The organism is Variovorax sp. CAN15, assembly GCF_030462475.1.
GTDB lineage: Bacteria > Pseudomonadota > Gammaproteobacteria > Burkholderiales > Burkholderiaceae_C > Variovorax.
Genome location: NZ_JASMRZ010000052.1, coordinates 19245 through 40220, shown reverse-complemented (window position 1 = coordinate 40220; position 20976 = coordinate 19245). Strand labels below are relative to the sequence as shown.

General features: G+C 67.5%; 23 protein-coding genes. 8 read left to right on the top strand and 15 right to left on the bottom strand.

Going from position 1 to position 20976, the window contains the following annotated elements; translation table 11 throughout:
• Window positions 1-197: 197 nt before the first annotated feature.
• From QMO14_RS23960 to QMO14_RS23940, 5 genes are all read right to left on the bottom strand, one after another.
• Window positions 198-1127 carry an NAD(P)-dependent oxidoreductase gene (locus QMO14_RS23960; protein WP_301510218.1) on the bottom strand — a complete coding sequence of 310 codons (930 nt, stop codon included), beginning with the start codon at window positions 1125-1127 and terminating at the stop codon, window positions 198-200.
• A complete protein-coding gene (locus QMO14_RS23955) occupies window positions 1124-1813 on the bottom strand; it encodes an RraA family protein (RefSeq protein WP_301510217.1) in 690 nt (229 codons plus the stop codon). Before QMO14_RS23955 ends, QMO14_RS23960 begins: the two co-directional genes overlap by 4 nt.
• A gap of 61 nt (window positions 1814-1874) precedes the next feature.
• Window positions 1875-2852, bottom strand: coding sequence for a tripartite tricarboxylate transporter substrate binding protein (locus QMO14_RS23950; protein WP_301510223.1), 978 nt, complete (start codon window positions 2850-2852; stop codon window positions 1875-1877).
• 5 nt (window positions 2853-2857) lie between these two features.
• Window positions 2858-3757 carry an amidohydrolase gene (locus QMO14_RS23945; protein WP_301510216.1) on the bottom strand — a complete coding sequence of 300 codons (900 nt, stop codon included), beginning with the start codon at window positions 3755-3757 and terminating at the stop codon, window positions 2858-2860.
• A gap of 6 nt (window positions 3758-3763) precedes the next feature.
• Complete coding sequence (locus QMO14_RS23940) at window positions 3764-4750, bottom strand: tripartite tricarboxylate transporter substrate binding protein (RefSeq protein ID WP_301510214.1); 987 nt, start codon at window positions 4748-4750, stop codon at window positions 3764-3766.
• A 169-nt stretch (window positions 4751-4919) separates the two neighbouring features.
• On the opposite strand from QMO14_RS23940, the gene QMO14_RS23935 reads away from it, so the two are divergent.
• The 3 genes from QMO14_RS23935 (at window position 4920) to QMO14_RS23925 (ending at window position 6465) form a co-directional block, all read left to right on the top strand.
• A complete protein-coding gene (locus QMO14_RS23935; protein ID WP_301510222.1) occupies window positions 4920-5666 on the top strand; it encodes an IclR family transcriptional regulator in 747 nt (248 codons plus the stop codon).
• A gap of 181 nt (window positions 5667-5847) precedes the next feature.
• Window positions 5848-5991, top strand: a complete 144-nt coding sequence (locus QMO14_RS23930; RefSeq protein ID WP_301510213.1) for a hypothetical protein — start codon at window positions 5848-5850, stop codon at window positions 5989-5991.
• 15 nt (window positions 5992-6006) lie between these two features.
• Window positions 6007-6465, top strand: a complete 459-nt coding sequence (locus QMO14_RS23925; protein WP_301510212.1) for a thioesterase family protein — start codon at window positions 6007-6009, stop codon at window positions 6463-6465.
• Between the two features lie 39 nt (window positions 6466-6504).
• Here QMO14_RS23925 and QMO14_RS23920 read toward each other — a convergent pair whose 3' ends face one another.
• Both QMO14_RS23920 and QMO14_RS23915 read right to left on the bottom strand, forming a co-directional pair.
• Window positions 6505-7095 (bottom strand): helix-turn-helix domain-containing protein, encoded by a 591-nt coding sequence (locus QMO14_RS23920; protein ID WP_301510211.1) that lies wholly within the window; start codon window positions 7093-7095, stop codon window positions 6505-6507.
• Between the two features lie 181 nt (window positions 7096-7276).
• Window positions 7277-8287 carry a LacI family DNA-binding transcriptional regulator gene (locus QMO14_RS23915; RefSeq protein ID WP_301510221.1) on the bottom strand — a complete coding sequence of 337 codons (1011 nt, stop codon included), beginning with the start codon at window positions 8285-8287 and terminating at the stop codon, window positions 7277-7279.
• Between the two features lie 293 nt (window positions 8288-8580).
• Between QMO14_RS23915 and QMO14_RS23910 the strand changes: the two genes are divergently transcribed.
• The 4 genes from QMO14_RS23910 to QMO14_RS23895 are packed head-to-tail and all read left to right on the top strand — an operon-like array spanning window position 8581 to window position 13257.
• Complete coding sequence (locus tag QMO14_RS23910; protein WP_301510220.1) at window positions 8581-9513, top strand: SMP-30/gluconolactonase/LRE family protein; 933 nt, start codon at window positions 8581-8583, stop codon at window positions 9511-9513.
• Window positions 9510-11024 carry a sugar ABC transporter ATP-binding protein gene (locus QMO14_RS23905; RefSeq protein WP_301510210.1) on the top strand — a complete coding sequence of 505 codons (1515 nt, stop codon included), beginning with the start codon at window positions 9510-9512 and terminating at the stop codon, window positions 11022-11024. Before QMO14_RS23910 ends, QMO14_RS23905 begins: the two co-directional genes overlap by 4 nt.
• Window positions 11021-12109 (top strand): ABC transporter permease, encoded by a 1089-nt coding sequence (locus QMO14_RS23900; protein ID WP_126023351.1) that lies wholly within the window; start codon window positions 11021-11023, stop codon window positions 12107-12109. The genes QMO14_RS23905 and QMO14_RS23900 overlap by 4 nt, the downstream gene beginning before the upstream one ends.
• A 32-nt stretch (window positions 12110-12141) precedes the next feature.
• Window positions 12142-13257, top strand: coding sequence for a substrate-binding domain-containing protein (locus QMO14_RS23895; RefSeq protein WP_301510207.1), 1116 nt, complete (start codon window positions 12142-12144; stop codon window positions 13255-13257).
• A 28-nt stretch (window positions 13258-13285) separates the two neighbouring features.
• Here QMO14_RS23895 and QMO14_RS23890 read toward each other — a convergent pair whose 3' ends face one another.
• The 4 genes from QMO14_RS23890 to QMO14_RS23875 form a co-directional block, all read right to left on the bottom strand.
• On the bottom strand, window positions 13286-13969 hold the full coding sequence (locus tag QMO14_RS23890) for a DUF1353 domain-containing protein (RefSeq protein WP_301510205.1): 684 nt from the start codon (window positions 13967-13969) through the stop codon (window positions 13286-13288).
• Window positions 13970-13983: 14 nt separating this feature from the next.
• Window positions 13984-14928, bottom strand: coding sequence for an alkaline phosphatase D family protein (locus QMO14_RS23885; protein ID WP_301510204.1), 945 nt, complete (start codon window positions 14926-14928; stop codon window positions 13984-13986).
• 189 nt (window positions 14929-15117) lie between these two features.
• Window positions 15118-15519 (bottom strand): phage holin family protein, encoded by a 402-nt coding sequence (locus QMO14_RS23880; RefSeq protein WP_301510202.1) that lies wholly within the window; start codon window positions 15517-15519, stop codon window positions 15118-15120.
• Window positions 15513-15914 carry a VOC family protein gene (locus QMO14_RS23875; protein WP_301510201.1) on the bottom strand — a complete coding sequence of 134 codons (402 nt, stop codon included), beginning with the start codon at window positions 15912-15914 and terminating at the stop codon, window positions 15513-15515. The genes QMO14_RS23880 and QMO14_RS23875 overlap by 7 nt, the downstream gene beginning before the upstream one ends.
• A 122-nt stretch (window positions 15915-16036) precedes the next feature.
• On the opposite strand from QMO14_RS23875, the gene QMO14_RS23870 reads away from it, so the two are divergent.
• A complete protein-coding gene (locus QMO14_RS23870; protein WP_301510199.1) occupies window positions 16037-17428 on the top strand; it encodes a HAMP domain-containing sensor histidine kinase in 1392 nt (463 codons plus the stop codon).
• Between the two features lie 147 nt (window positions 17429-17575).
• Here the strand turns inward: QMO14_RS23870 and QMO14_RS23865 are convergent, their stop codons facing one another.
• The 4 genes from QMO14_RS23865 to QMO14_RS23850 form a co-directional block, all read right to left on the bottom strand.
• The gene (locus QMO14_RS23865) at window positions 17576-18178 is read right to left on the bottom strand and encodes a response regulator transcription factor (protein ID WP_007837193.1); all 603 of its coding nucleotides are present in this window, start codon (window positions 18176-18178) and stop codon (window positions 17576-17578) included.
• Between the two features lie 76 nt (window positions 18179-18254).
• Window positions 18255-19589, bottom strand: coding sequence for a tryptophan--tRNA ligase (locus QMO14_RS23860; RefSeq protein WP_301510197.1), 1335 nt, complete (start codon window positions 19587-19589; stop codon window positions 18255-18257).
• 33 nt (window positions 19590-19622) lie between these two features.
• Window positions 19623-20294: a site-2 protease family protein gene (locus QMO14_RS23855; RefSeq protein ID WP_301510196.1), complete on the bottom strand. Its 672-nt coding sequence runs from the start codon at window positions 20292-20294 to the stop codon at window positions 19623-19625.
• 41 nt (window positions 20295-20335) lie between these two features.
• Window positions 20336-20971 (bottom strand): L-threonylcarbamoyladenylate synthase, encoded by a 636-nt coding sequence (locus QMO14_RS23850; protein ID WP_301510195.1) that lies wholly within the window; start codon window positions 20969-20971, stop codon window positions 20336-20338.
• Between the last annotated feature and the right edge of the window lie 5 nt (window positions 20972-20976).

Below are 20976 nucleotides of genomic sequence, written 5' to 3'. Positions count from 1 at the left end.
CGCGCGACCACGTCGGTGGGGCCGCCCGCCGAGAAGCCGACGAGCACGCGCACCGGCTTGGCCGGCCAAGTCTGTGCCTGCGCATGAGCAACTGCCAGCGCAACAGGCAGGCCGATCGCGAGCGCGGCCCAGCGGGCTTTCTTGCCGCTCTTCATTCTCTTGTCTCCTTGTTCTTGATCGGGATGGTGGCGATGTCTTCAGCAGCTCGCCGCCGTCTGGCGCGCGAGCACCTGCAGCAGGTTCTTCGCGGCGCCGACGCCCATGTTGACGTAGGCGTCGCTGGTCACGCCGCCGATGTGCGGGCTCAGCACGATGTTCTTCTCGCCCTGGAAGGGGTGGCCCGCGGTCATCGGCTCCACCGCGAAGCTGTCCAGCCCGGCCATGGAAACCTGGCCCGAGCGCACGGCCGCCAGCAGCGCGTCTTCGTCGATCAGGCCGCCGCGCGCGGTGTTGACGACGATCACGCCGCGTTTGCAGCGTGCCAGCGTGTCCGCATTGAGCAATCCCCGGTTCTCGTCGGTCAACGGGCAGTGCAGCGAGATGGCGTCGGACTCGGCCCAGATGGTCGCGAGGTCCACGGCCTGCACATAGGCCGGGAGGTTCTTCGCGTACGGGTCGAAGCCGAGCACGCGCATGCCCAGCGCATCGGCCATGCGCGCGAAGCGCAGTCCGATGGCGCCGAGCCCGATCAGGCCGACGGTGCGGCCGCCGAGTTCGAGGCTCTTGTGCGTCGCCTTGTCCCAGTGGCCCGCGTGCATGCGCGCATCCAGCGCCACCACCGACTTCGCGCAGGCCAGCAGCAGCGCGAGCGCCTGCTCGGCCACCGCCGCCGCATTCGCGCCCACGGCCGCGACCACCTCGATGCCGCGCGCCTGCGCCGCGGCCTTGTCGATGGTGTCGGTGCCGCTGCCGTGCTTGGAGATCACCTTCAGTGAAGGCGCGGCGTCCATGACGGCCGCGCCCACCTTGCCGTAGCGCACGATGATGGCCACCGGGTCGTGCGCGCGGCACAGCGCGACGAGGTCGTCCTCGGTCGGCGTCTTGCCCGCGTAGACGAGCTCGTGGCCTTCGAGCAGCTTCACCGCCTGCGGCGCCAGGTCGGCGCCCGTCACCAGGATGGCTGTCACAGCGTTTCGCCTTCCTTCAGGACGCCGGCCGCGCGCAGCGCGGAATCGAGCCACTTGGCGGCGGTGTCGCCTTGCTTGATGGCGGCGATGCGCGCGGCTTCGTCCTTCACCTTCTTCGCGGCCAGCGGCAGCAGCGATTCGATCTTCTCGCGCTCGACCACCACCACGCCGTCGGCGTCGCCGATGACGAAGTCGCCCGGATGCACCGTCACGCCGCCGATCGACACCGGATGCCCGATGCGGCCGCCGATGCTCTTGGTCGGCCCGTTCGGATTAGTGCCTGCGCAGAAGACGGGGAAGTCCATCTCGTCGATCTCCAGGCTGTCGCGGCAGGCGCCGTCCATCACCACGCCGGCGATGCCGAGCTGGCGGCAGGCGGTCATCATGATCGTGCCCATGAGCGCCGATGTGAGGTCGCCCTTGCCGTCGATGACGAGCACGTCGCCGGGCTTGGCCATGGCGATGGCGGCGTGGATCATCAGGTTGTCGCCGGGGCGCACTTCCACGGTGATCGCGGTGCCCGCCAGCTTCATGCGGGGGCGCAGGGCCTTGATGCGGCCGTCCAGCGCGCCGCGGCGGCCGGCCACGTCGGCCAGGATGGCGGGCTGGAACTCGGCCGCCTGCGCCACGATGTTCGCGGGCACGCGCTCGAAGTCGCGGATGACGTCGGGAAGGGGGAAAGACATGGGATCGCTTTCGGAGGTGATGGAGGGAAGAGAGGAGAAAAGAAGAGAAGAGAGAAGGGGCTCACTCCGGCCTGATGCCGGCGTGCTTGATGACCTTGGCCCACTTGGCCAGGTCCGCCTTCTGGGTGTCCGCGAGCTGCTGCGGTGTGCTGCCCACGAGGGTGACGCCGAGCTTGTCGGCCATGGCGGCGATCTCCGGGTCCTTCAGGTGGCGCACCACTTCGGCGTTGAGCTTCTGGACCACCGCGGCGGGCGTGCCTGCCGGTGCGTACAGCGCCTGCCACTGCTCGACCACGAAATCCTTGAAGCCGGCCTCGCCCATGGTGGGCACGTCCGGCAGCGCCTTCAGCCGCGCGGCCGAGGTGACGGCCAGCGCCCGCAACTGGCCGCTCTGGATGTGCGGCAGCGCCGCGGCCACCGGCGCAAACATGAAGCTCGCGTGGCCCGCCAGCACGTCCTGGATGGCTGGCGTGTCGCCCTTGTAGGGTACGTGCGTCATGCGGGTGCCCGTCTGCAGTCGCAGCAGTTCGCCCTGCATCTGCAGGATGGTGCCGTTGCCGCCGGATGCGAACGACAGCTCTTCCGGCTTCGCCTTCGCCTGCGCGACGAGGTCTGCCACGGTGCGCAGCGGCTGCGCGGCACCGACGACCAGCACGTGGGGAATGGTCCCGATCAGCGTCACCGGCGCGAAGGCCGCGACAGGGTCGTACTGCATCTTCTGCAGCAGGTTCGGCACGATGGCCTGCGGGCCGATCGAAGTGCCCAGCAGCGTGTAGCCGTCGGGTGCCGACCGCGCGACGAAGGCCGAGCCGATGGTGCCGGTGGCGCCGGCCTTGTTGTCGACGATCACCGTCGTGCCCAGCGATGCGCCCAGGCGCTGCGCGATGGCGCGCCCGAGGATGTCGGTGGTGCCGCCCGGCGGGTAGGGCACGACCCAGGTGATGGGCCTGCCGGTGGGCCACTGGCCTTGTGCGAGTGCGGGCGTCGACGCGGTTGCGAGCGCGGCGAGGCCCAGTGCGCCGAAGCGGCGCCTGTGCATGCGGATCATGGAGTCTCCTGGAAAGAATCGTTCGGGTTGTCGAAGCCGTAGAGCGCGGCCGGGTTGTCGACCAGCACGCGGCGCAAGGCGGCCGCCGTCCCGGTCCAGCCGGCGAGCAATGCCATCTGCCGCGCGTCGTCGGGCATGGCCTGGTGGCCGGCGCCGGCGCTGGCGTGCGGCCAGTCGCTGCCCCACAGCACGCGCTGCGGTGCGGCCCGCAGGAAGCTCTCTGCGAGCAGGGCCACGTCCGCGAAGTGCGGCGGCCCTTCCTCGCTCACGATGTAGCTGCCCGAGAGCTTGACCCACGCGCGGCCCGATGCGAGCAGGCGCAGGATCAGCGCATGTGCCGCATGCCTGCCGGCCATCGACGGCGCGAGCCGTGCGAAGTGGTCGAACACCAGGGGGACGGGCAGGTCTTCGAGCACGCCCGCGAGTTGCACCAGCACGTCCGCCGGCGCGAGCAGCTGCAGGTGCCAGCCCAGGGGCGCGATGCGCCTTGCCAGAGGTGCGATCTGCGCGGCGTTGTTCACGACGCCGAGAGAGAGATTGAGCCGGATGCCGCGCACGCCGCAGTCGTGCAGCGAGCGCAGCTCGTGGTCGCCGGTGTTCTCGTCGATGACCGCCACGCCGCGCGCCTGCGCACCGAAGGCGGCGAGCGCGTCGCGCAGGGGGCGGTTGTCGGTGCCGTAGGTGGAGGGCGTCACGAACACCACGCGCTCGGTGCCGGTGCGCTGCTGCAGTTGGCGGTAGTCGTGCGCGGTGGCGTCCGGCGGCGTCAGCTTGGCGCCCGGTACCGGCGAGTAGCGCGAGTCGTACAGGTGCACATGGCAGTCGCAGGCGCCTGGCGGTACCTCGACCGGCGTGCGTCCGTGCCCGGCCGAGAAGGGCGCAATGGAGCCGGACATGCCGCGTCAGTCGAGCCGGATGCCCGATGCCTTCACGATCGCGCCCCAGCGCACGCCGTCGGTGCGGATCAGCGAGGCGAATTTCTCGGGCGGACCGGACAGCACCTCCGCGCCCTGCGCCGCGAGCTTCTTCTGCACCTCGGGCGTCGCGAGGGCCTTGTTGAAGGCCGTGTTGAGTCTGGCGATTGCGTCTTTCGGCATGGCAGCGGGGCCAGCCACGCCGAACCAGGTGATGGCCTCGAAGTCCTTGTAGCCAGCTTCGACCATGGTTGGTACGTCGGGCAGGTCGCGGTTGCGCTGCTGCGATGTCACGGCCAGTGCGCGCAGCTGTCCGCTCTTGATCTGTGCGATGAGCGTCGGCACCGACGACACGTACATCTGGATCTGCCCGCCGACGAGATCGGTCAGGCCCTGCGAGGCGCCTTTGTAGGGCACGTGCGTGAGCTGGATGCCGGCGACCTTCTGGAACTGCTCGGTCGCGAGATGGGCCACGGTTCCGTTGCCCGAGCTCGCGTAGTTGAGCGCGGTGGGCTTGGCCTTCGCGGCGGCGACCACGTCGGCAAGCTTCTTGTAGGGCGAGGCGGAGGACACGACCACCACCAGCGGCGCCGACGCGACCAGGCCCACTGCCGCGAGGTCCTTCACCGGGTCGTAGGGCAGCTTGGTGTAGAGGGACGGGTTGATCGCGAGGTTGCTGGTCTGGCCCATCACCAGCGTGTAGCCGTCCGGGCTGGCCTTGGCTGCCGCGTCGACGCCGATGTTGCCGCCCGAGCCGGGCTTGTTCTCGATGACGATCGTCCAGCCTTCGGAAGTGGCGACCTTGTTGGCTACCTCGCGGGCAATGATGTCCGTGCCGCCGCCCGGCGGGAAGGGCACGACGAGCTTGATCGGACGCGCCGGATAGGCCTGCGCCGCCGCAATGCCCGAGGCGAGAAAAAGGGCGAGGCCGAGGGCCGCGCGGCGATGGATGGAGCCGTGGCTCGAGGTGCGCATTGATCTGTCTCCGAATCGTTCGTTGGGCGCCTGCAGGCCGTGCTGCGAGGCGTGAGGCGACTTTAGATTTGCGTTCCATTCCATACAATGGTGGTCCACTGAACGGACCATGGACCACTGTGTGAAACAAACTCCAAGAGCCGGAACCACGCGCAAGGAAGTGATCGAGATGCCGCGCGAGGCGGATTCGGAAGCTGCAGGTGGAGTCACCGCGGTCACCCGCGCGCTGCAGTTGCTCGATGCCTTCGGCATGCAGGACGAGCACCTCTCGCTGGCCGAACTCACCCGGCGCAGCCAGATGCACAAGACGACCGCGCTGCGCCTGCTGCGCACGCTGGCGCTTGCGGGCTACGTGGTGCAGCGCGACGACGGCGGCTGGAGGCTGGGGCCCGCGGCCGGCTGGCTCGGCGCGCGCTACCAGGCCAGCTTCGATGCCAACGGCGTGGTCGAGCCGATGCTGCTCGCCCTGTCGCAGGCAACGGGCGAGAGCGCCGCCTTCTACGTGCGCGAAGGAAATTCCAGGACTTGCCTTGCGCGCGTGGAGGGGCCGCAGCCCATCAGGCACCACGCTCGCATGGGCGCGATGCTTCCCCTGGACATGGGCTCACCAGGCCGCGTGATCCTCGCGTTCTCCGGCGAGCCCGGGAAGCTCTACGAGGACATCCGCAAGAAGGGCTATCACTACTCCATCGGCGAACGCGAGAAGAACGTGGCGACGGTGTCCGCGCCTGTCTTCGGGCTGCGCTGGGCGCTGCTGGGCTCGGTGTGCATCTCCGGCCCCGCGGACCGGTTGCCCAAGGCCAAGCTGATTGGGCACGCGAAGACGATCATGAAGGCTGCGAACGAGCTCTCCTATGCACTCGCGGGCCGGCCTACGGCGCAGACGCCTGCGGTGGTGTCGACCTGGCATCCGTGAGCCCGGGCCCGAGCCAGAATCGGATGGCTGCGAATTGGTTTTGAATAGGTACTTTAAAAGTACGAAATAAAGACTTTCAATCATTGCTCGTGCAGAATCTCCGCCTGCGGTAACGGATCGAAGAGTCCGGGCCCGCCACGCTTCATGTCGAAGCGTTGACTCAATAAAAAGGGAGTGAGTGATGGAACAGAGAGGAGAGCCGGGCGCGGCCGTGAGGTCGCGCCCGTATGGGCGAGCGCAGGCGCTGGGCCTGCAGTTGACGATCATGTCGATGGCCGTCGCGGACTCGGCCGGGATGCAGCGCCTCGGTCGGCGCATCGACTGAGAAGGACCGCCCGCCATGAATCTGATCTTCCGCATGCTGTGGGTGTGGTGGCTCTCGAGACGCCGAGAGCGCCTGCCGGTCGGTGTCGCCGAGAGCCGGCTGCGGCTGATGACGCTGCCGACGGACCTGGACATCAACCTGCACATGAACAATGGCCGCTACCTGACGATCGCGGACCTCTCGCGCCTGGACCTGTTCATCCGGACGGGACTCGTCGGCGTGATGCGCAAGGAGCGCTGGGCACCGATCGTCACCGAGCACACCATGGTCTACAAGAAGTCGCTCAAGCTCTTCCAGCGCTATGAGGCCGTGATGCAGTTGACGCATTGGGACGAGCGCCACTTCCACATGTCGCACCAGTTTCTCGTGGGTGAGCGCGTCATCGCCGAAGGCACGTCCAAGGGCGTGATCCTCGGGCGCGAGGGCGTGGTGGCGCCGGAGGCCGTACTCGCGCGCTTGCGGCAGGAGCGCTGATCCGCGAGCGCCACGCCTACGGCAGTGGCGGGCCGGCCTTCAAGCCGCAGCCGCGGGCTTGACCCGGCGCGGCCGCACCGCGCCCGTTTTCGCCGCGACACGGCGAGGGGCGGGCACCGGACGCGCACGCACGGGCCGCTGTGCCTCGTATGCGGCGATCAGCGGCGCGATCTCCGGAGCGCCTGCGCCTGGACCGGGGGCCCAGTCCAGCGCGTCGATGGCCAGCAGTTCGCCACTGCGCCCGCGCAGCTGGATGGCAGGCAACTCCTCGCCGGACGTGCGTTCGATCACCCGGATCGGCACGGTCTCGGGGGACTGTAGCCAGCGGTCGCCCCATTGCATGACGGCGAGCAAAGCGGGCACCAAGTCCTGCCCCTTGGGCGTCAGGTGGTAGCCGAAGCGGCGACCTCCGGGTTTGAGCGGGGTCTGCAGCAGGATGCCCGCCTCCACCAACCGGTTCAGCCGCTCGGTCAGCACGGTGCGGGCAATGCCTAGATGGGCGGCGAAATCGTCGAAGCGATGCGTGCCGAAGAGGATCTCGCGCACCAGCAGCAGGGTCCAGCGGTCACCGAGGATCTCAAGGGCACGTGCGACGGAGCACGCGGGCTTGGGAAACAACGGGTGGGTCATGTGGTGGCGTTGGCGTCGATCCGCTGCCGGGGCAGGGCGGGATGCTGAATGGCGTCAACAGAATACCACCCGACATCCCGCGGCGAGGTGCCGCATCTCACGCGCACGCCGATCTCCATGGCATGCCGCCCTCCCGCGACAGCGGCCGCATGGCCCCGAGCACCGCCGCTCCTTGTCCTAGCTAGGAACTCTCGCGCTGCTCGATGTGGAACGGAATCAGCACCGTTTCCGCGGGCGGCCTATGCCCCTCGCGCGTGCCGTCGATCACGCGCAGCAGCAGTTCTCCTGCTGCCTTGCCGATGCCCACGCAATCCACCGCCACGGTGGTGATGCGCGGATGGCAGGCGCGTGCGACCTCGAAGTCGCCGAAGCCCGCGATGGCGATGCGGCCGGGCACTTCCCAGCCGCGGCGCTGGCATTCCATCAGCGCGCCGAAGGCCGAGAGGTCGGACACGCAGATCACCGCATCCACGTCGGGCCATTGGCGGATGAGCTGCGCCACGGCCTCGCCGCCCTGCGCCATCGAGATCGGCGGCTGGCCGAAGCTGATCACGCGGCCGTCGGGCAGGCCCAGTTCGCGGATCGCGTTGGCGTAGCCGCGCTGGCGGTCGGCGCCGCGCGTGTCGCGGTTCGAGGTGCCGCCGATGAAGGCGATGCGCCGGTAGCCCTTGGCATGCAGGTGGCGCACCATCGCGGCGGCGGCCTCGGCGTTCGAGAAGCCCACGGTGTGCTCGATGGGCATGGCCGGCAGGTCCCAGGTCTCGACCACGGGCACGCCCGCTGCCTGCAGCATGGCGCGCGCGGCCGGCGTGTGCGAGCCGCCAGTGAGGATCACGCCCTCGGGCCGGCGCGCGAGCATGGCGCGCAGCAGGCGCTCCTCTGTCTCCACGCGGTAGTCGGTGTAGCCCAGCAGCACCTGCAGCCCGCGCGCTTCCACGGCGGCGGTGATGCCCTGTGCGGTTTCCGAGAAGTTGGAGTTGTTGAGCGAAGGAATCAGCACCGCGACGAAGCCCGATCGCTTGCTGGAGAAGGTGCGCGCCGTCTGGTCGATGACGTAGCCCATCTCCTCGCAGGCCTGCAGGATGCGCTGGCGCAGCGCCTCGGAGGTCACGCGGTCGCTGCTCGCGCCGCGGTTGAGCGCGCGCGACACCGTCATCTTCGATACGCCGACGCGCGCGGCCACGTCGGCCATCGTCGCGGGGCGGGTGAGGGTGGGAGCAGGGGCGGCGGAGGCTTTGGTCGGAGGCAAGGAGCTTCTCTCTTTTCTCTCTCGGAAGGCGGGTTCGAGGATATGCGACGAAGGCCGTGCGGCGTGAGATACCGATAACTGTATGAGTGCGTGGATCGATGCGCAAAGAATACAGCGATCGCCCACGAAAGAAGAATGAAAAGATAGCCTTCGTGCGTACGGGAAAAGCCTAAGTTACCGGTATCTTTTTGGTGCCACACTGCGAGCCCTAATTCAGGGAAACCAGCGCCGTGTCCATGACCATCGAAGTCTTCGACTCCCGTTTCGCTCCCGTCGCCCAGGGGGCCGGCCCGCTCGAACGCCTGTGCACCGGCGCCGTCTGGAGCGAAGGGCCGGTGTGGATGCGCGAGGACGGCTCGGTGCTGTGGAGCGACATTCCCAGCAACCGCATGCTGCGCTGGCATACCGAAGGCGGCATGAGCGTGTGGCGCGAGGGCGTGGAGTTCACCAACGGGCACGCGCGCGAGGCCGACGGGGCGCTGCTGCATTGCTCGCACGGGCAGCGCGCCATCGTGCGCACGCGCTTCGCGAACTCCGGTGAAGGTCTGCTGCCGCTGCCCGATGAAGTGGTGGTCGACCGCTACCAGGGCCGCCGTCTCAACTCGCCCAACGACATCGTCGTGAAGCGCGACGGCAGCATCTGGTTCACCGATCCGCCCTACGGCATCGTTTCCGACCGCGAGGGCCACAAGGCCGAGAGCGAACTGGGCCGCAACCACGTGTTCCGCCTCGATCCGGCTACTGGCGCGTTGCGCTCGGTGAGCGACTTCGTGGAAGAGCCCAACGGGCTGGCCTTCTCGCCCGACGAGCGCATCCTGTATGTGAGCGACACCTCGGCCGCGCTGCGCACCGACGGCTCGGGGCACCATCACATCGTCGCCTTCGACGTGATCGACGGGCAGGACCTCGCGAACCCGCGCGTGTTCGCGGTGGTGAACCCGGGGCTGGCCGACGGCTTCCGCGTCGACGTGCACGGCTTCGTCTACACCAGCAGCGCCGACAGCGTGCAGGTCTACCACCCCGACGGCACCCGCCTGGCGCGCATCGCGGTGCCGGAGAAGGTGGGCAACCTCACCTTCGGCGGCACCGACGGCAACGAGCTCTTCGTGTGCGCATCGACCTCGCTCTACCGCATTCGCCTCAATACCAGCGGGGCGGTCCGCGCATGAGCACGCCGCTGCTGCAGTTCCAGTCGGTCAGCAAGCGCTTCGGCGGCACGCAGGCGGTCGACAAGGTCACGCTGGATGTGCGCGCCGGAGAAATCCTTGCGCTGCTGGGCGAGAACGGCGCGGGCAAGTCCACGCTCATCAAGCTGCTCGCGGGCATCCATGCGGTGGACGACGGCGAGATTCTTTTCGATGGCCGCCCGCAGTCCGAGTGGCGGCGCGGCGACCGGCGCGAGCAGCCGGTGGCCTTCATCCACCAGGACCTGGGCCTCGTCGAGTGGATGACCGTCGCCGAGAACGTGGGCCTGGGCACCGGCTATCCGCGCCGCTTCGGGCTCATCGACTGGAAGGCCGCGAACGACACGGCGCGCCGCGTGATGGCGCGCGTGGGCTGCGACATCGACCCCGGCCGCCGCGTGTTCTCTCTGACGCGCGCCGAGAAATCATTGCTCGCCATCGGCCGCGCGCTCGAAGTGAAGGCGCGGCTGCTGGTGCTCGACGAGCCCTCGGCCAGCCTGCCGATGAGCGACGTGGAGCGCATGTTCGGCGTGCTGCGCGAACTGCGCCGCCAGGGCATGGCGATGATGTACGTGTCGCACCGGCTCGACGAGGTGATGGCCATTTCCGACCGCGCGGCCGTGATGCGCGACGGCCGGCTGGTGGCGGTGAAGACCACGGCGCAGACCAGCGAGAGCGAACTGGTGGGGCTGATCGTGGGCAAGGCGCTCTCGGCCTCGGTGCAGAAGGCGAGGGCGCCCGCGCGAAGCGAGGCCGTGCTGAAGCTCGACGGCGCGGCCAGCGGCAACGCCGGCCCTCTGAACCTGGCCGTGCATCGCGGCGAGGTGCTGGGCCTCGTCGGCCTGCGCGGCGCGGGGCACGAGGCCATCAGCCGCGCGATCTTCGGGCGCGAGTCGCTGTCGGCAGGGCGCATGCACCTGCTGGGCAAGGCCTGCGGCTTCAGTTGCCCGGCCGATGCGATTCGCGCGGGCGTGGCCTATGTGGCGTGCGAGCGGCTCGAGGAGAACCTGGCCGGCCCGATGAGCGTGCTGGAGAACCTCTTTCCCAATTCCACGCTGCACGGCGACCGGGGCCTGGCCTTCGACCGTCCGCGCCGCGAGAACGAGGGCGCGCTCGCGCTCATCCGCCGCTTCGACATCAACCCGCCCGCACCATCGGCCGAAGTGCAGCAGCTCTCGGGCGGCAACCAGCAGAAGGTGGTGCTGGCGCGCTGGTTTCATCTGGACAAGCCGCTGGTGGTGCTCGAGGAGCCCACCGCGGGTGTGGACGTGGGCGCCAAGCGGCAAATCTACGGCGTGCTGCGCGAGCGCGCCGAGGCCGGCACGGCGCTGGTCGTCGTCTCCACCGACTTCGAGGAGATCGCCACCGTGTGCACCCGCGTGCTCGTCTTCCGCGACGGGCTGATCGCGGCCGAACTCACGGGCGAGGCGATCACCGTCGAAAGACTCCTGGCATTGGCAGCAGGCGCGGCGACGCGCGAGGAAGTTTCAGCATGAGCAGTTCGATCAAGTCCACGGCGCTGGAGCCCGACAAGTCCCTGGATGGCGAGGCCGTCTCCCTCGCGCAGAGCCTCGGGCGCGCGATGCCGGTGTACGGCCTCGTCGTGCTGACGGTGGCGCTCGCGCTGCTGTTCTCGGTGCTGCTGCCCGAGACCTTTCCGACGCTGTTCAACCTGCGCGCGATCCTGGCCGACAAGTCGGTGATCGCGCTGCTGGCGCTGGCCGCGACCATTCCGATGATCACCGGCAAGATCGACCTCACCGTGGGCTACGGCATCGTGCTATGGCACATCCTCGCGATCAGCCTGCAGACGCAGCTGGGCCTGCCGTGGCCGGCGGCGGTGCTGGTGGTGCTGCTTTGCGCGGCGCTCTTCGGCGTGCTCAACGGGCTGCTGGTGGAACTCGCGCAGATCGACTCGTTCATTGCCACGCTGGGCACGGGCACCGTGATCTACGCGGTGGCCATGTGGCACAGCGGCGGGCGGCAGGTGGTGGGCGAGCTGCCCGATGGTTTCGTGGGCATCGCGGGCGGCAGCCTGCTGGGGCTGCCGGTGGGCGCGTTCTACGTGCTCGCGGTGAGCCTCACGCTGTGGGTGGTCACCGAGTTCACCCCGCTGGGCCGGGCGCTGTACGTGATCGGCGCGAACCCGAAGGCGGCGCAGCTCAACGGCATTTCGGTGCGCAGGCATGTGATGGGCGCTTTTGTCGCCTCGGGGCTGCTGTCGGGCTTCGCGGGCGTACTGCTGGCTTCGCGGCTGCAGATCGGGCAGGCGAGCGTGGGGCTCGAGTTCCTGCTGCCGGCGCTGGTGGGGGCCTTTCTCGGCTCCACCACCATCCGGCCCGGCCGCGTGAACGTGTGGGGCACGCTGGTGGGCGTGGCGATTCTCGCCATCGGCATCTCGGGCATCCAGCAGTTCGGCGGCGCCTTCTACGTGGAGCCGCTCTTCAACGGCCTGACGCTGCTGGTGTCCATCGGCATCGCGGGCTGGGCGCAGCAGCGGCGCAACCGCTCGATCAAGCGGCGCATCGCCGAGCGGCAGCTCGATCACGCGCAACCGGTTCCCTCAACGCCGTCGGAATGACTGACGGCCCACTACGACGACTGGAGACAAGCATGAAGAAGAGTGTTCCCGCGCGCACCGTCGCCGCCGCGGTGCTGGCGCTGTGCGCCGCCACGCTGGCGCCGAAGGCCATGGCCGATGACTTTCTGGATGCCGCGAAGAAGAAGGTCGAGGTCGCGACCATGACCAAGGAGAAGTGGGACGGCCCCACCGCCGGACCGAAGGCGGCGGCCGGCAAGACCATCGTCTTCGTCGCGGGCGACATGAAGAACGGCGGCATCGTCGGCGTCAGCAAGGGCGTGGAGGAAGCGGGGCGCGCCATCGGCTGGACGGTGCGCGTCATCGACGGGCAGGGCACGGTGAGCGGGCGCACGGCTGCGCTCAACCAGGCGCTGGCGGTGAAGCCCGCGGGCATCGTGGTCGGCGGCTTCGACACCACCGAGCAGAAGGCCGCGTTCGCGGGCGCGGCCAAGTCGGGCATTCCGCTGGTCGGCTGGCACTCGGGCGAGCAGCCCGGCCCGAACGAGAAGGCGGGCCTTTTCGCCAACGTGACCACGGTGACCGATGACGTGGCCGACGTCGCGGCCTCGTGGGTGGTGGCCGATTCCAACGGCAAGGCCGGCGTGGTGATCTTCACCGACTCGCAGTACGCCATTGCGCTGTACAAGGCGCGCGCGATGGAGGCCGTCATCAAGAAGTGCGGCGGCTGCACCGTGCTGAGCTTCGAGGACAGCCCCATCGCCGAGAGCTCGACCCGCATGCCGCAGCTCACCACCGCGCTGCTGCAGCGCTTCGGCGACAAGTGGACGCACTCGCTGGCCATCAACGACCTGTACTTCGACTTCATGGGCCCTTCGCTCACGGCGGCCGGCAAGAAGGGCGACGGCGCGCCCAAGGCAGTGTCGGCCGGTGATGGCTCGGAGGCCGCCTACCAGCGCATCCGCACGCAGCGCTTCCAGGCCGGCACGGTGCCGGAGCCGCTGAACATGCAGGGCTGGCAGATCGTCGACGAGCTCAACCGCGCCTTCGCCAGGGAGAAGTGGTCGGGCTACGTACCCAAGGTGCACCTGGTGACCGTGGGCAATGTCGGCAAGGACGGCGGACCGAAGAACGTGTTCGACCCGGACAACGGCTACCGCAACCAGTACAAGGCGATCTGGGGCAAGTAGGGCCAGGGCGGATGCCGGGCCGGGCCGGTCATTCGGCGACTGCCAGGTTCTTCATGCGGACCTGGTCGCCGTTGCGGTAATAGAAGTCGTCGGGGCGCTTGAGCTGTGCGCGCTTCTCCAGGTCTTCCAGGCTGATGCCTTCGGGGTTGGCCTGCAGTTCCTGTTCGAGCGCGGCGAGTTCGGACGCGCTGGTGACGGTCGCGTAGTCGGCTTCACGGTAGCGGATCACCGGCTTGCCGTCGCTTGCGGTGAAGCTCTTGACGCAGTTCCCGCCGCAAGCCGTTCCCGGAATCAGCGTGACCCACTTGGGGCCGCCCAGGTAGACCGCGTAGTACATCAGTTTGGCCTTGGACTGGGGCACACCCTGGTCGATGAGCCCCTCGTAGAAGACGCGGTGCGTCGCGCGCCACGTCCGCACGTGGCGAACGCAGTAGTGGTCGTGGATGATGGCCGCCTTCAGGAACGACTCCTCGAAGGGCTTGCCAACGATCGGCTGGAAGATCGGCGGAATTGTTGCGCCGTCGGTGGACTCTGAGTCATAGGTTTCCCAGACGAGCTTGTTGCTGTCGGTGAACCGGAGCTTGTTCTTGATCCTGCACTTGCCCGTTTGGGTGCATCCCGCCGGCTCCAGCACCAGGTCGCCGACGAACTGGGCCTGAGCGAGCATCGACGCCGCGCAGAGGCCGGCCGCAGCGACTATGCATCGAAACATCTTCCGGGGTGCTTTCACTGGATCTCCTTGTGCACGAAGGTGGCGTTGTCGATGACGTTGTGCTTTTCCAGCCCCTTCTTGTCGAAGAGCTTGATGTCGGTGCTCGCGGGTGAGTATTCGAGGATGCCGAAGTTCTCGCGCTCGCCCGTGAGGTAGTACTTGGTGACGAAGGCGCCCGAGGAGACCACCTCGAACATCTTCGTCTCGCCGGCCGGCGGCAGGAAGGCGTTCTCGTGGATGTCGCCGGTCAGGAAGATCGACTTGCGTCCCTGGATGATCGCGCGGAACTTCGCGTAGTCGTCGCGGTAGCGCATCCAGCCGTTGCCGGTCGCGCGGATCGGGGTGCCGGCGCAGATCACGACGTAGCCTTGCTCGCCGACGAGTTCCTGCTTCAGGTAATCGAGCTGCTTCTGCCCGAGCAGGGGCTTGGAGTCGCCTGGGTCGGTGCTGTACCAGCGGGTGTCGAGGAAGATGGCCTTGCCGATGCGCTGCTGCTGGTGCATCAGCGGAATCGAGTAGTAGATGCCGTCGATGGCCGGATCGAGATGCACGGGGTTGCGCAGCTGCTCGATCTGCATGTACTTGGTGAACAGCCGGCGGGTCTGCTGCTTCACCTCCGGCTTGAGGTCCGAGCCGTGCGCGTTGTTCCAGGCGAAGTCGTGGTCGTCCCAGGTGCCGTACACGCCGCCGCCGTTGTCCTGCTTCTGGCGCAGCGCGTCGCGCAGGGCCTTGAAATTCGGCACGTTCCACTGTGCTTCGTACTTGCCCTGCATCACGTCGGCGAACTTCGCTGCGTCCCATCCGGACGGTTCGCCCAGCCTGGGAAAGAAGTCCATGTAGATCTGGTCGCCCAGAAGGAACAGGTAGTCGGGCTGCTCTTGCGCGATGCGGTTCCAAACGCGCTGGTAGCCATCGGGGCCGGGCTTGAAGTTCATGCACGACGTGAAGGCGATCTTCATGGGGAGGCTCCTCTTCCTCCGGTCTCGGCGCCGGAGTGAGGGAGATCATAGGCAGCGGCCGCGCGCTGTCCCTCCGCAGAATATGGGATGGCGCCGCCTGTTCAGGCGCGCTCTTTCTTCAGCTGGCGCAGTGCTTTTCTTGCATGCGCGCCAGGCGGTTCGCCAGCGGCGAGGCCGCGAAGTTCTCGTTCAGAGCCAGTTGCCGCTTTGCGGCATCTGCACCTTTTCGGCCGGGTCGCTGCCGGTCACGAGCGATCCGATCACCACGCTCAGCAGCGAGATGAAGATGCTCGCGAAGAGCGCGGTCCAGAAGCCCGACACCTTGAAGCCCTTCACCAGCGCGGCCACCAGCAGGATCATCAGCGCGTTGATGACCAGCAGGAACAGCCCGAAGGTCACCAGCGTCAGCGGCAGCGTGAGCACGATCAAGAGCGGCTTGACGATCGCGTTGGCCAGGCCCAGCAGCAGCGCAGAGACCACCAGCGCGCCGGTGCTGTCGAACTTCAGTCCGCGAAACAGATGGCTGGCTACCCAAAGCGAGATGCCGGTGATGGCCCAGTGGACGAGGAAGGGGGTCAGGTTGTTCAGCATGGATTCGGTGGGGTGTGGCAGCAGACGCAGAGCTTGTTGCCGTCAGGGTCGCGGAAATAGGCTCCATAGTAGTCCGCGTGGTAGTGCGGCCTGACGCCGGGCGGGCCTTCGCATGAACCGCCCTGCGCGAGGGCCGTTGCATGGGCACGGTCGACCGTGGCGCGGTCGGCGGCCAGCAGGGCCACCATCTGGCCGTTGCCGGGCGAGGCGGCCTGCTCGTCATAGGGCGTGCCCACGAGGAACAGAGGGCGGGGCGCGTCGGGGCTTTGCCAGCCGGCCCAGGGCTTGCCGTCTTCCCGGAACCTCAGCTTCAGTCCGAGTTCGCGCATGAGCGCCGAATAGAACGAGAAGGCGCGCTCGAACTCGTTCACACCGATGTAGACGTGGGACAGCATGCGGTTAATTCTTCCGGGTTATTGACGGCATTGTGGATGCAAGGATCGATTGTTACCCGATGAAACATTGCCGGATGGGCCGTTAAGATCGCCGGCTTATGGCCAATGCGTCGATCGCCAGCATGACCCCCGCTCCCGCTTCGGCCGACGAGGCCGAATCGTGGGTACGCGGCGAACTCATCCGCAGCCTGATGCGCTCCGCGCGCGGCTCTTACTTCGTTTCGGCCGCGCTGATGCCGGCAATGGTCGGCCTGAACTGGGCTTACGTGCCGCGCTGGGAGTTGCTCATCTGGCTTCTGGCCGGCGTCATCGCCACCGCTTGCCGCGCCTGGGGAGCGCGCGTCTACGCGCTGCGCTATGCCGGGCGCAGTTCGGCGGCACAGCAGCAGTTCACCGAGCGCTACGGCTTCGTCTGGAGCACCAGCGCGGTGGTGTGGGGCCTGTCGGTGCTGCTGTTCTTCGAGCGCACGCCGCAGGTCAACCAGTTCATGAGCTGGCTCATCGTGGCCGGCGTGGGCACCTTCCCGCTCAACGGGCTGGCGCTGCATCCGCCGCTGCTCAAGCGCTACGTGAACACGCTGTTCATCACGATGCTGGGCGCGGTGCTGATCCGGCTGGTGTCCATCACGCTGCAGCATCCGCAGTTCCAGTACGGCTACCTGATGCCCATACTGCCGATCCTTCACTGGTTCCTGCTGCTGCGGGCCGGGCGGCACATCCACGAGACGGCGCGCAACAGCCTGGAGCTGCTGTTCCACAACCACATCCTCATCAAGTCGCTTACCCAGCAGCGGCAAGCGGCGGTGTCGGCCGTGGCCATGAAGAACCGCTTCCTGGCCAGCGCCGCGCACGACATGCGCCAGCCCGTGCTGGCCCTTTCGTTGTATGCCGACTGGCTGCGCAACGAGCCCGAACTGGTGCTGGAACTCGCGCCGAAGATCGTGCGGGCTACGCATGCGGTGAATGCGCTGTTCGACTCCATGTTCGACCTGGCGCGCATCGACTCCGGCCAGGTGCGCCTGCACGTCGAGCGCGTCGACGTGCCCGAACTGCTGCACGACCTCGAACTTCAATACCGCCCCGTGGCCGAAAGCCGTGGCCTCGATTTCCGCGTGCGCATGTGCGAGGGTTCGTTCCTCACCGACCCGATCCGCGTGCGTCGCATGATCGGCAACCTGCTGGCCAACGCGATCAAGTACACCACCGAAGGCGGCGTGCTGCTTGCCGCCCGCCAGACGCGCGACGGCCTGCGCGTGGAGGTGTGGGACACCGGCATCGGCATTGCACCCGAGCACCTGCGCGACGTGTTCCTGGAGTTCTACAAGGTCGCCGACCACGCCGGCACCTCGGACGGCTTCGGCCTGGGCCTGGCCATCGTCGCGCGCCTCTCGCACGTGCTGGGGCACCCCGTCAGCGTGCGCTCCCGCCTGGGCAGCGGCAGCGTGTTCCGCGTGGCCCTGCACGATGCCGACGAGGCAGTGGCACAGGCGCGGGTGACAGCCTCTGGTGGCTAAGACACCCCGCGCCGTTCCCATGAAAAAACCGCGCAGAGCGCGGTTTTTTCAATTCGGGAACACCGAGGATCCGGCTCTGCCGGTCCTCAGGTGTTGCCCCCTGCAAGGGGGTTGGCGAAGCGACACGAAGTGCGCGAAGCCTGGGGGTTAGCCAGATAGCAAGCCGTTCGTGCGCGCGTAGTGCAGCGCCTGCGTCCGGCTCTTCACGCCCAGCCTGCGGAACAGGCGCCACAAGTGAACCTTCACAGTGTGCTCGCTGATTTCCAGGTCGGTCGCGATGTCGCGATTGCTCATGCCCTTGTCGAGCATCGCGATCAGTTGAGTCTGGCGCTTGGAGAGCTTGCCGCTGTTGGCGGCGGGCATCTCGTCGGCTTCGTCTTCCGAGCCCGCCATCAGCAGGCCGCGCAGGGCAGCCGCCAGTTCGTTGGAGCTGGCCGACTTCTCGATGTAGGTGTCGGCGCCGGCCTCGATGCAGGCGTCTTCCATGTCGGCGGACGGCGCGGCCGAGTACACGGCGATCGGCACGTTCGGATAGACCTGCTTGACCGCGATCACGCCCGACACGCCGTTGGTGTCCGGCAGCTTCAGGTCCAGGCAGAAAAGCGTAGGCGCACCACGCTGCTGCACGGAGCCTGCGAGCTTGTCGAGGCGTTCGAGCTCGACGATGTTCTCGGCCGGGCGCAGGCGCCGCAGGACCATCACGATCGCGTCGCGCATCAGGGGGTGGTCGTCGATGACATAAATGCTCATGTTTTCTTCCTTTGTGATCGCACCGTCTTCTCTCGTCGTGCTCACCGGCGGATAAGCCGATGGGCGTTGCCGGATATCAACTCCCGCTGGTTGTGCCGGGTGCCGCTTCCGTCAGTGCCTCAAGCGCCTCTTCGACGGCGCGTATTCCTTCTGTATCGATGGGTTCCATCTGGCCGGCCAGCGAAGCCAATGCTTCACCCCGCTGCGCCTGCAGGATTGCGATGGTACGGCCCGCTTCCTGCGGCGAGGCGAATCCACGGCTTTGCAGCAGGGTTTCGCCGCGCGCATCCAACAGCTTGAAATAGAAAAGCCCGTCCGCCTTCTCGCGGTACTGCTTGAAGCTGGGCCTGGCGACCTTGGCCGCCTTGGCTTGGGCCTTGCCCTGGCCGGCCGCGAGGTTGCGAAGGCCGACCGCGTGGCGCAGGCTGGCCATGAAAGGCTTCGAAAGCGCCTGCGCCTTCTCGGCGCCGAGCAGCAGCGTGCGCTCGATCTGCGCCGGGTCGTTCATGAGCGCCTCGTAGCGCTCGCGCAGCGGCGCCACTTCGAGGTCGATGCGCTCGAACAGCATCTGCTTGGCGTCGCCCCAGCCGATGCCGTCGGCGTACGCCTTGCGCAGCGTCTCGGTTTCATCGGCGCTGGCGAAGGCCTGGTAGATCTGGAACAGCGCCGAGCCTTCGGTTTCCTTGGGCTCGCCGGGGGCGCGCGAGTCGGTCACGATGCTGGAGATCTGCTTTTGCAGTTGCGCGCGCGGCGCGAACAGCGGGATCGTGTTGCCGTAGCTCTTGCTCATCTTGCGGCCGTCGAGGCCGGGCAGGGTGGCGACCGCGTCGTCGATCTCGGCCTCGGGCAGCGTGAAGTGATCGCCGTAGAGGTGGTTGAAGCGCTGCGCCATGTCGCGCGCCATCTCGATGTGCTGCACCTGGTCGCGGCCCACCGGCACCTTGTGGGCGTTGAACATCAGGATGTCGGCGCCCATGAGCACGGGGTACATGAAGAGGCCGGCGGTCACGTCGGCGTCGGGGTCCTCGCCCTTGGCCACGTTCTTGTCGAGCTGCGCCTTGTAGGCATGCGCGCGATTGAGCACGCCCTTGCCGGTCACGCAGGTGAGGAACCAGGTCAGCTCGGGAATCTCGACGATGTCGGACTGGCGGTAGAAGGTGACGCGCTCGGGGTCGAGCCCGCAGGCCAGCCAGCTGGCGGCGATCTCGAGAGTGGAGCGCTGGATCAGGGCCGGCTCCTGCACCTTGATGAGCGCGTGGTAGTCGGCCAGGAAGAAGAAGCTCTGCACACCGGGCGCGACGCTTTGCCGCACCGAGTGGCGGATCGAGCCGACATAGTTGCCGAGGTGCGGCGTGCCCGATGGCGTGATGCCGGTCAGGACGCGCAGGGGAGCTTGGGAAGACGAAGCCATGGGACGGACAGACGAAGAATTACTTGAAGCAATCTAAAGCAGGAGTGCCTTGAGCGGAGTGATCAGCAGGTTGATGACGAAGTAGCCCACGTCCATGAGCGGCCGCAGCCAGTATGTGCTGACGACGCCCGCGAGGACGAGGCCCATCACGATGAAAAAGCCGTATGGCTCGATGCGCGCCAGGAACATCTGGGCCTGGCCGCTGGGAAGAAGGCCGGCCAGCACGCGCCCGCCATCGAGCGGCGGCAGCGGGAACAGGTTGAAGGCCCACATCACGAGGTTGACCAGGATGCCGCCTTGCGCCATCTTGATGAAAAAGGTTTCAGTGACGCCCGACGCGACCAGCACTATCAGCAGCACTGCCCACAGGATCGCCTGGATGAAGTTGGAGACGGGCCCGGCCAGTGCCACCCAGACCATGTCGCGCTTCGGATGGCGCAGCCGCCCGAAGTTGACCGGCACCGGCTTGGCATAGCCGAACAGGAAGGCTCCGGAGGTCGCGAAGTACAGCATCAGCGGCATCAAGATGGTCCCGATGGGGTCGATGTGCTTCATCGGATTGAGCGTGACGCGCCCCATGACCTCGGCCGTGTTGTCGCCGAAATGGCGGGCGACATAGCCGTGCGCTGCCTCGTGCACGGTGATCGCGAAGATCACGGGCAGCGCATAGATCAGTACTGTCTGTATGAGGTTGGAGATATCCACTGGGCGATTGTGTCAGACGGGGCGTGCTTTTCTGCCCGATTTCAGAGGCCCAGAACGGCCAGCGCGCCGCGCCCTTGCCGCACCACGACGGGGTCGTCGCCGCTGCCCATCGGCGTGAGGTCGACCACCGTGGTCGGCTGCGAAGGGCATGCACCGGCATCGATGACCGCGGCGATCTGCTTCTCGAAACGCTCGCGGATGGTCTGCGCGTCGTTCAGCGCCTCGGTCTCGCCCGGGGCGATCAGCGTGGTGGCCAGCAACGGCGCGCCGTGCAGCGACAGGAGCTCCAGCAGCACATTGTGGTCGGGCACGCGCAGGCCGATGGTCTTGCGCTGCGGGTGGCTCACGCGGCGCGGCACTTCCTTGGTGGCTTCGAGCAGGAAGGTGTAAGGCCCGGGCGTGGCCGCCTTCAGCAGGCGGTATTGCTTGTTGTCGACGCGCGCGTAGTTGGCCAGTTCGCTCAGGTCGCGGCACAGCAGCGTCAGGTGGTGCTTCTCGTCGACCTGGCGGATGCGGCGAAGCTGGTCGACCGCGTCCTTGTCGTCGAGGTGGCAGGCCAGGGCATAGCTGGAGTCGGTGGGCACGGCCACGATCTCGCCGCGCTCCAGCAGCGTGACCGCCTGCTTCAGCAGCCGCTGCTGCGGATTCTCTGGATGGACTTCGAAATACTGGGCCATGGTGA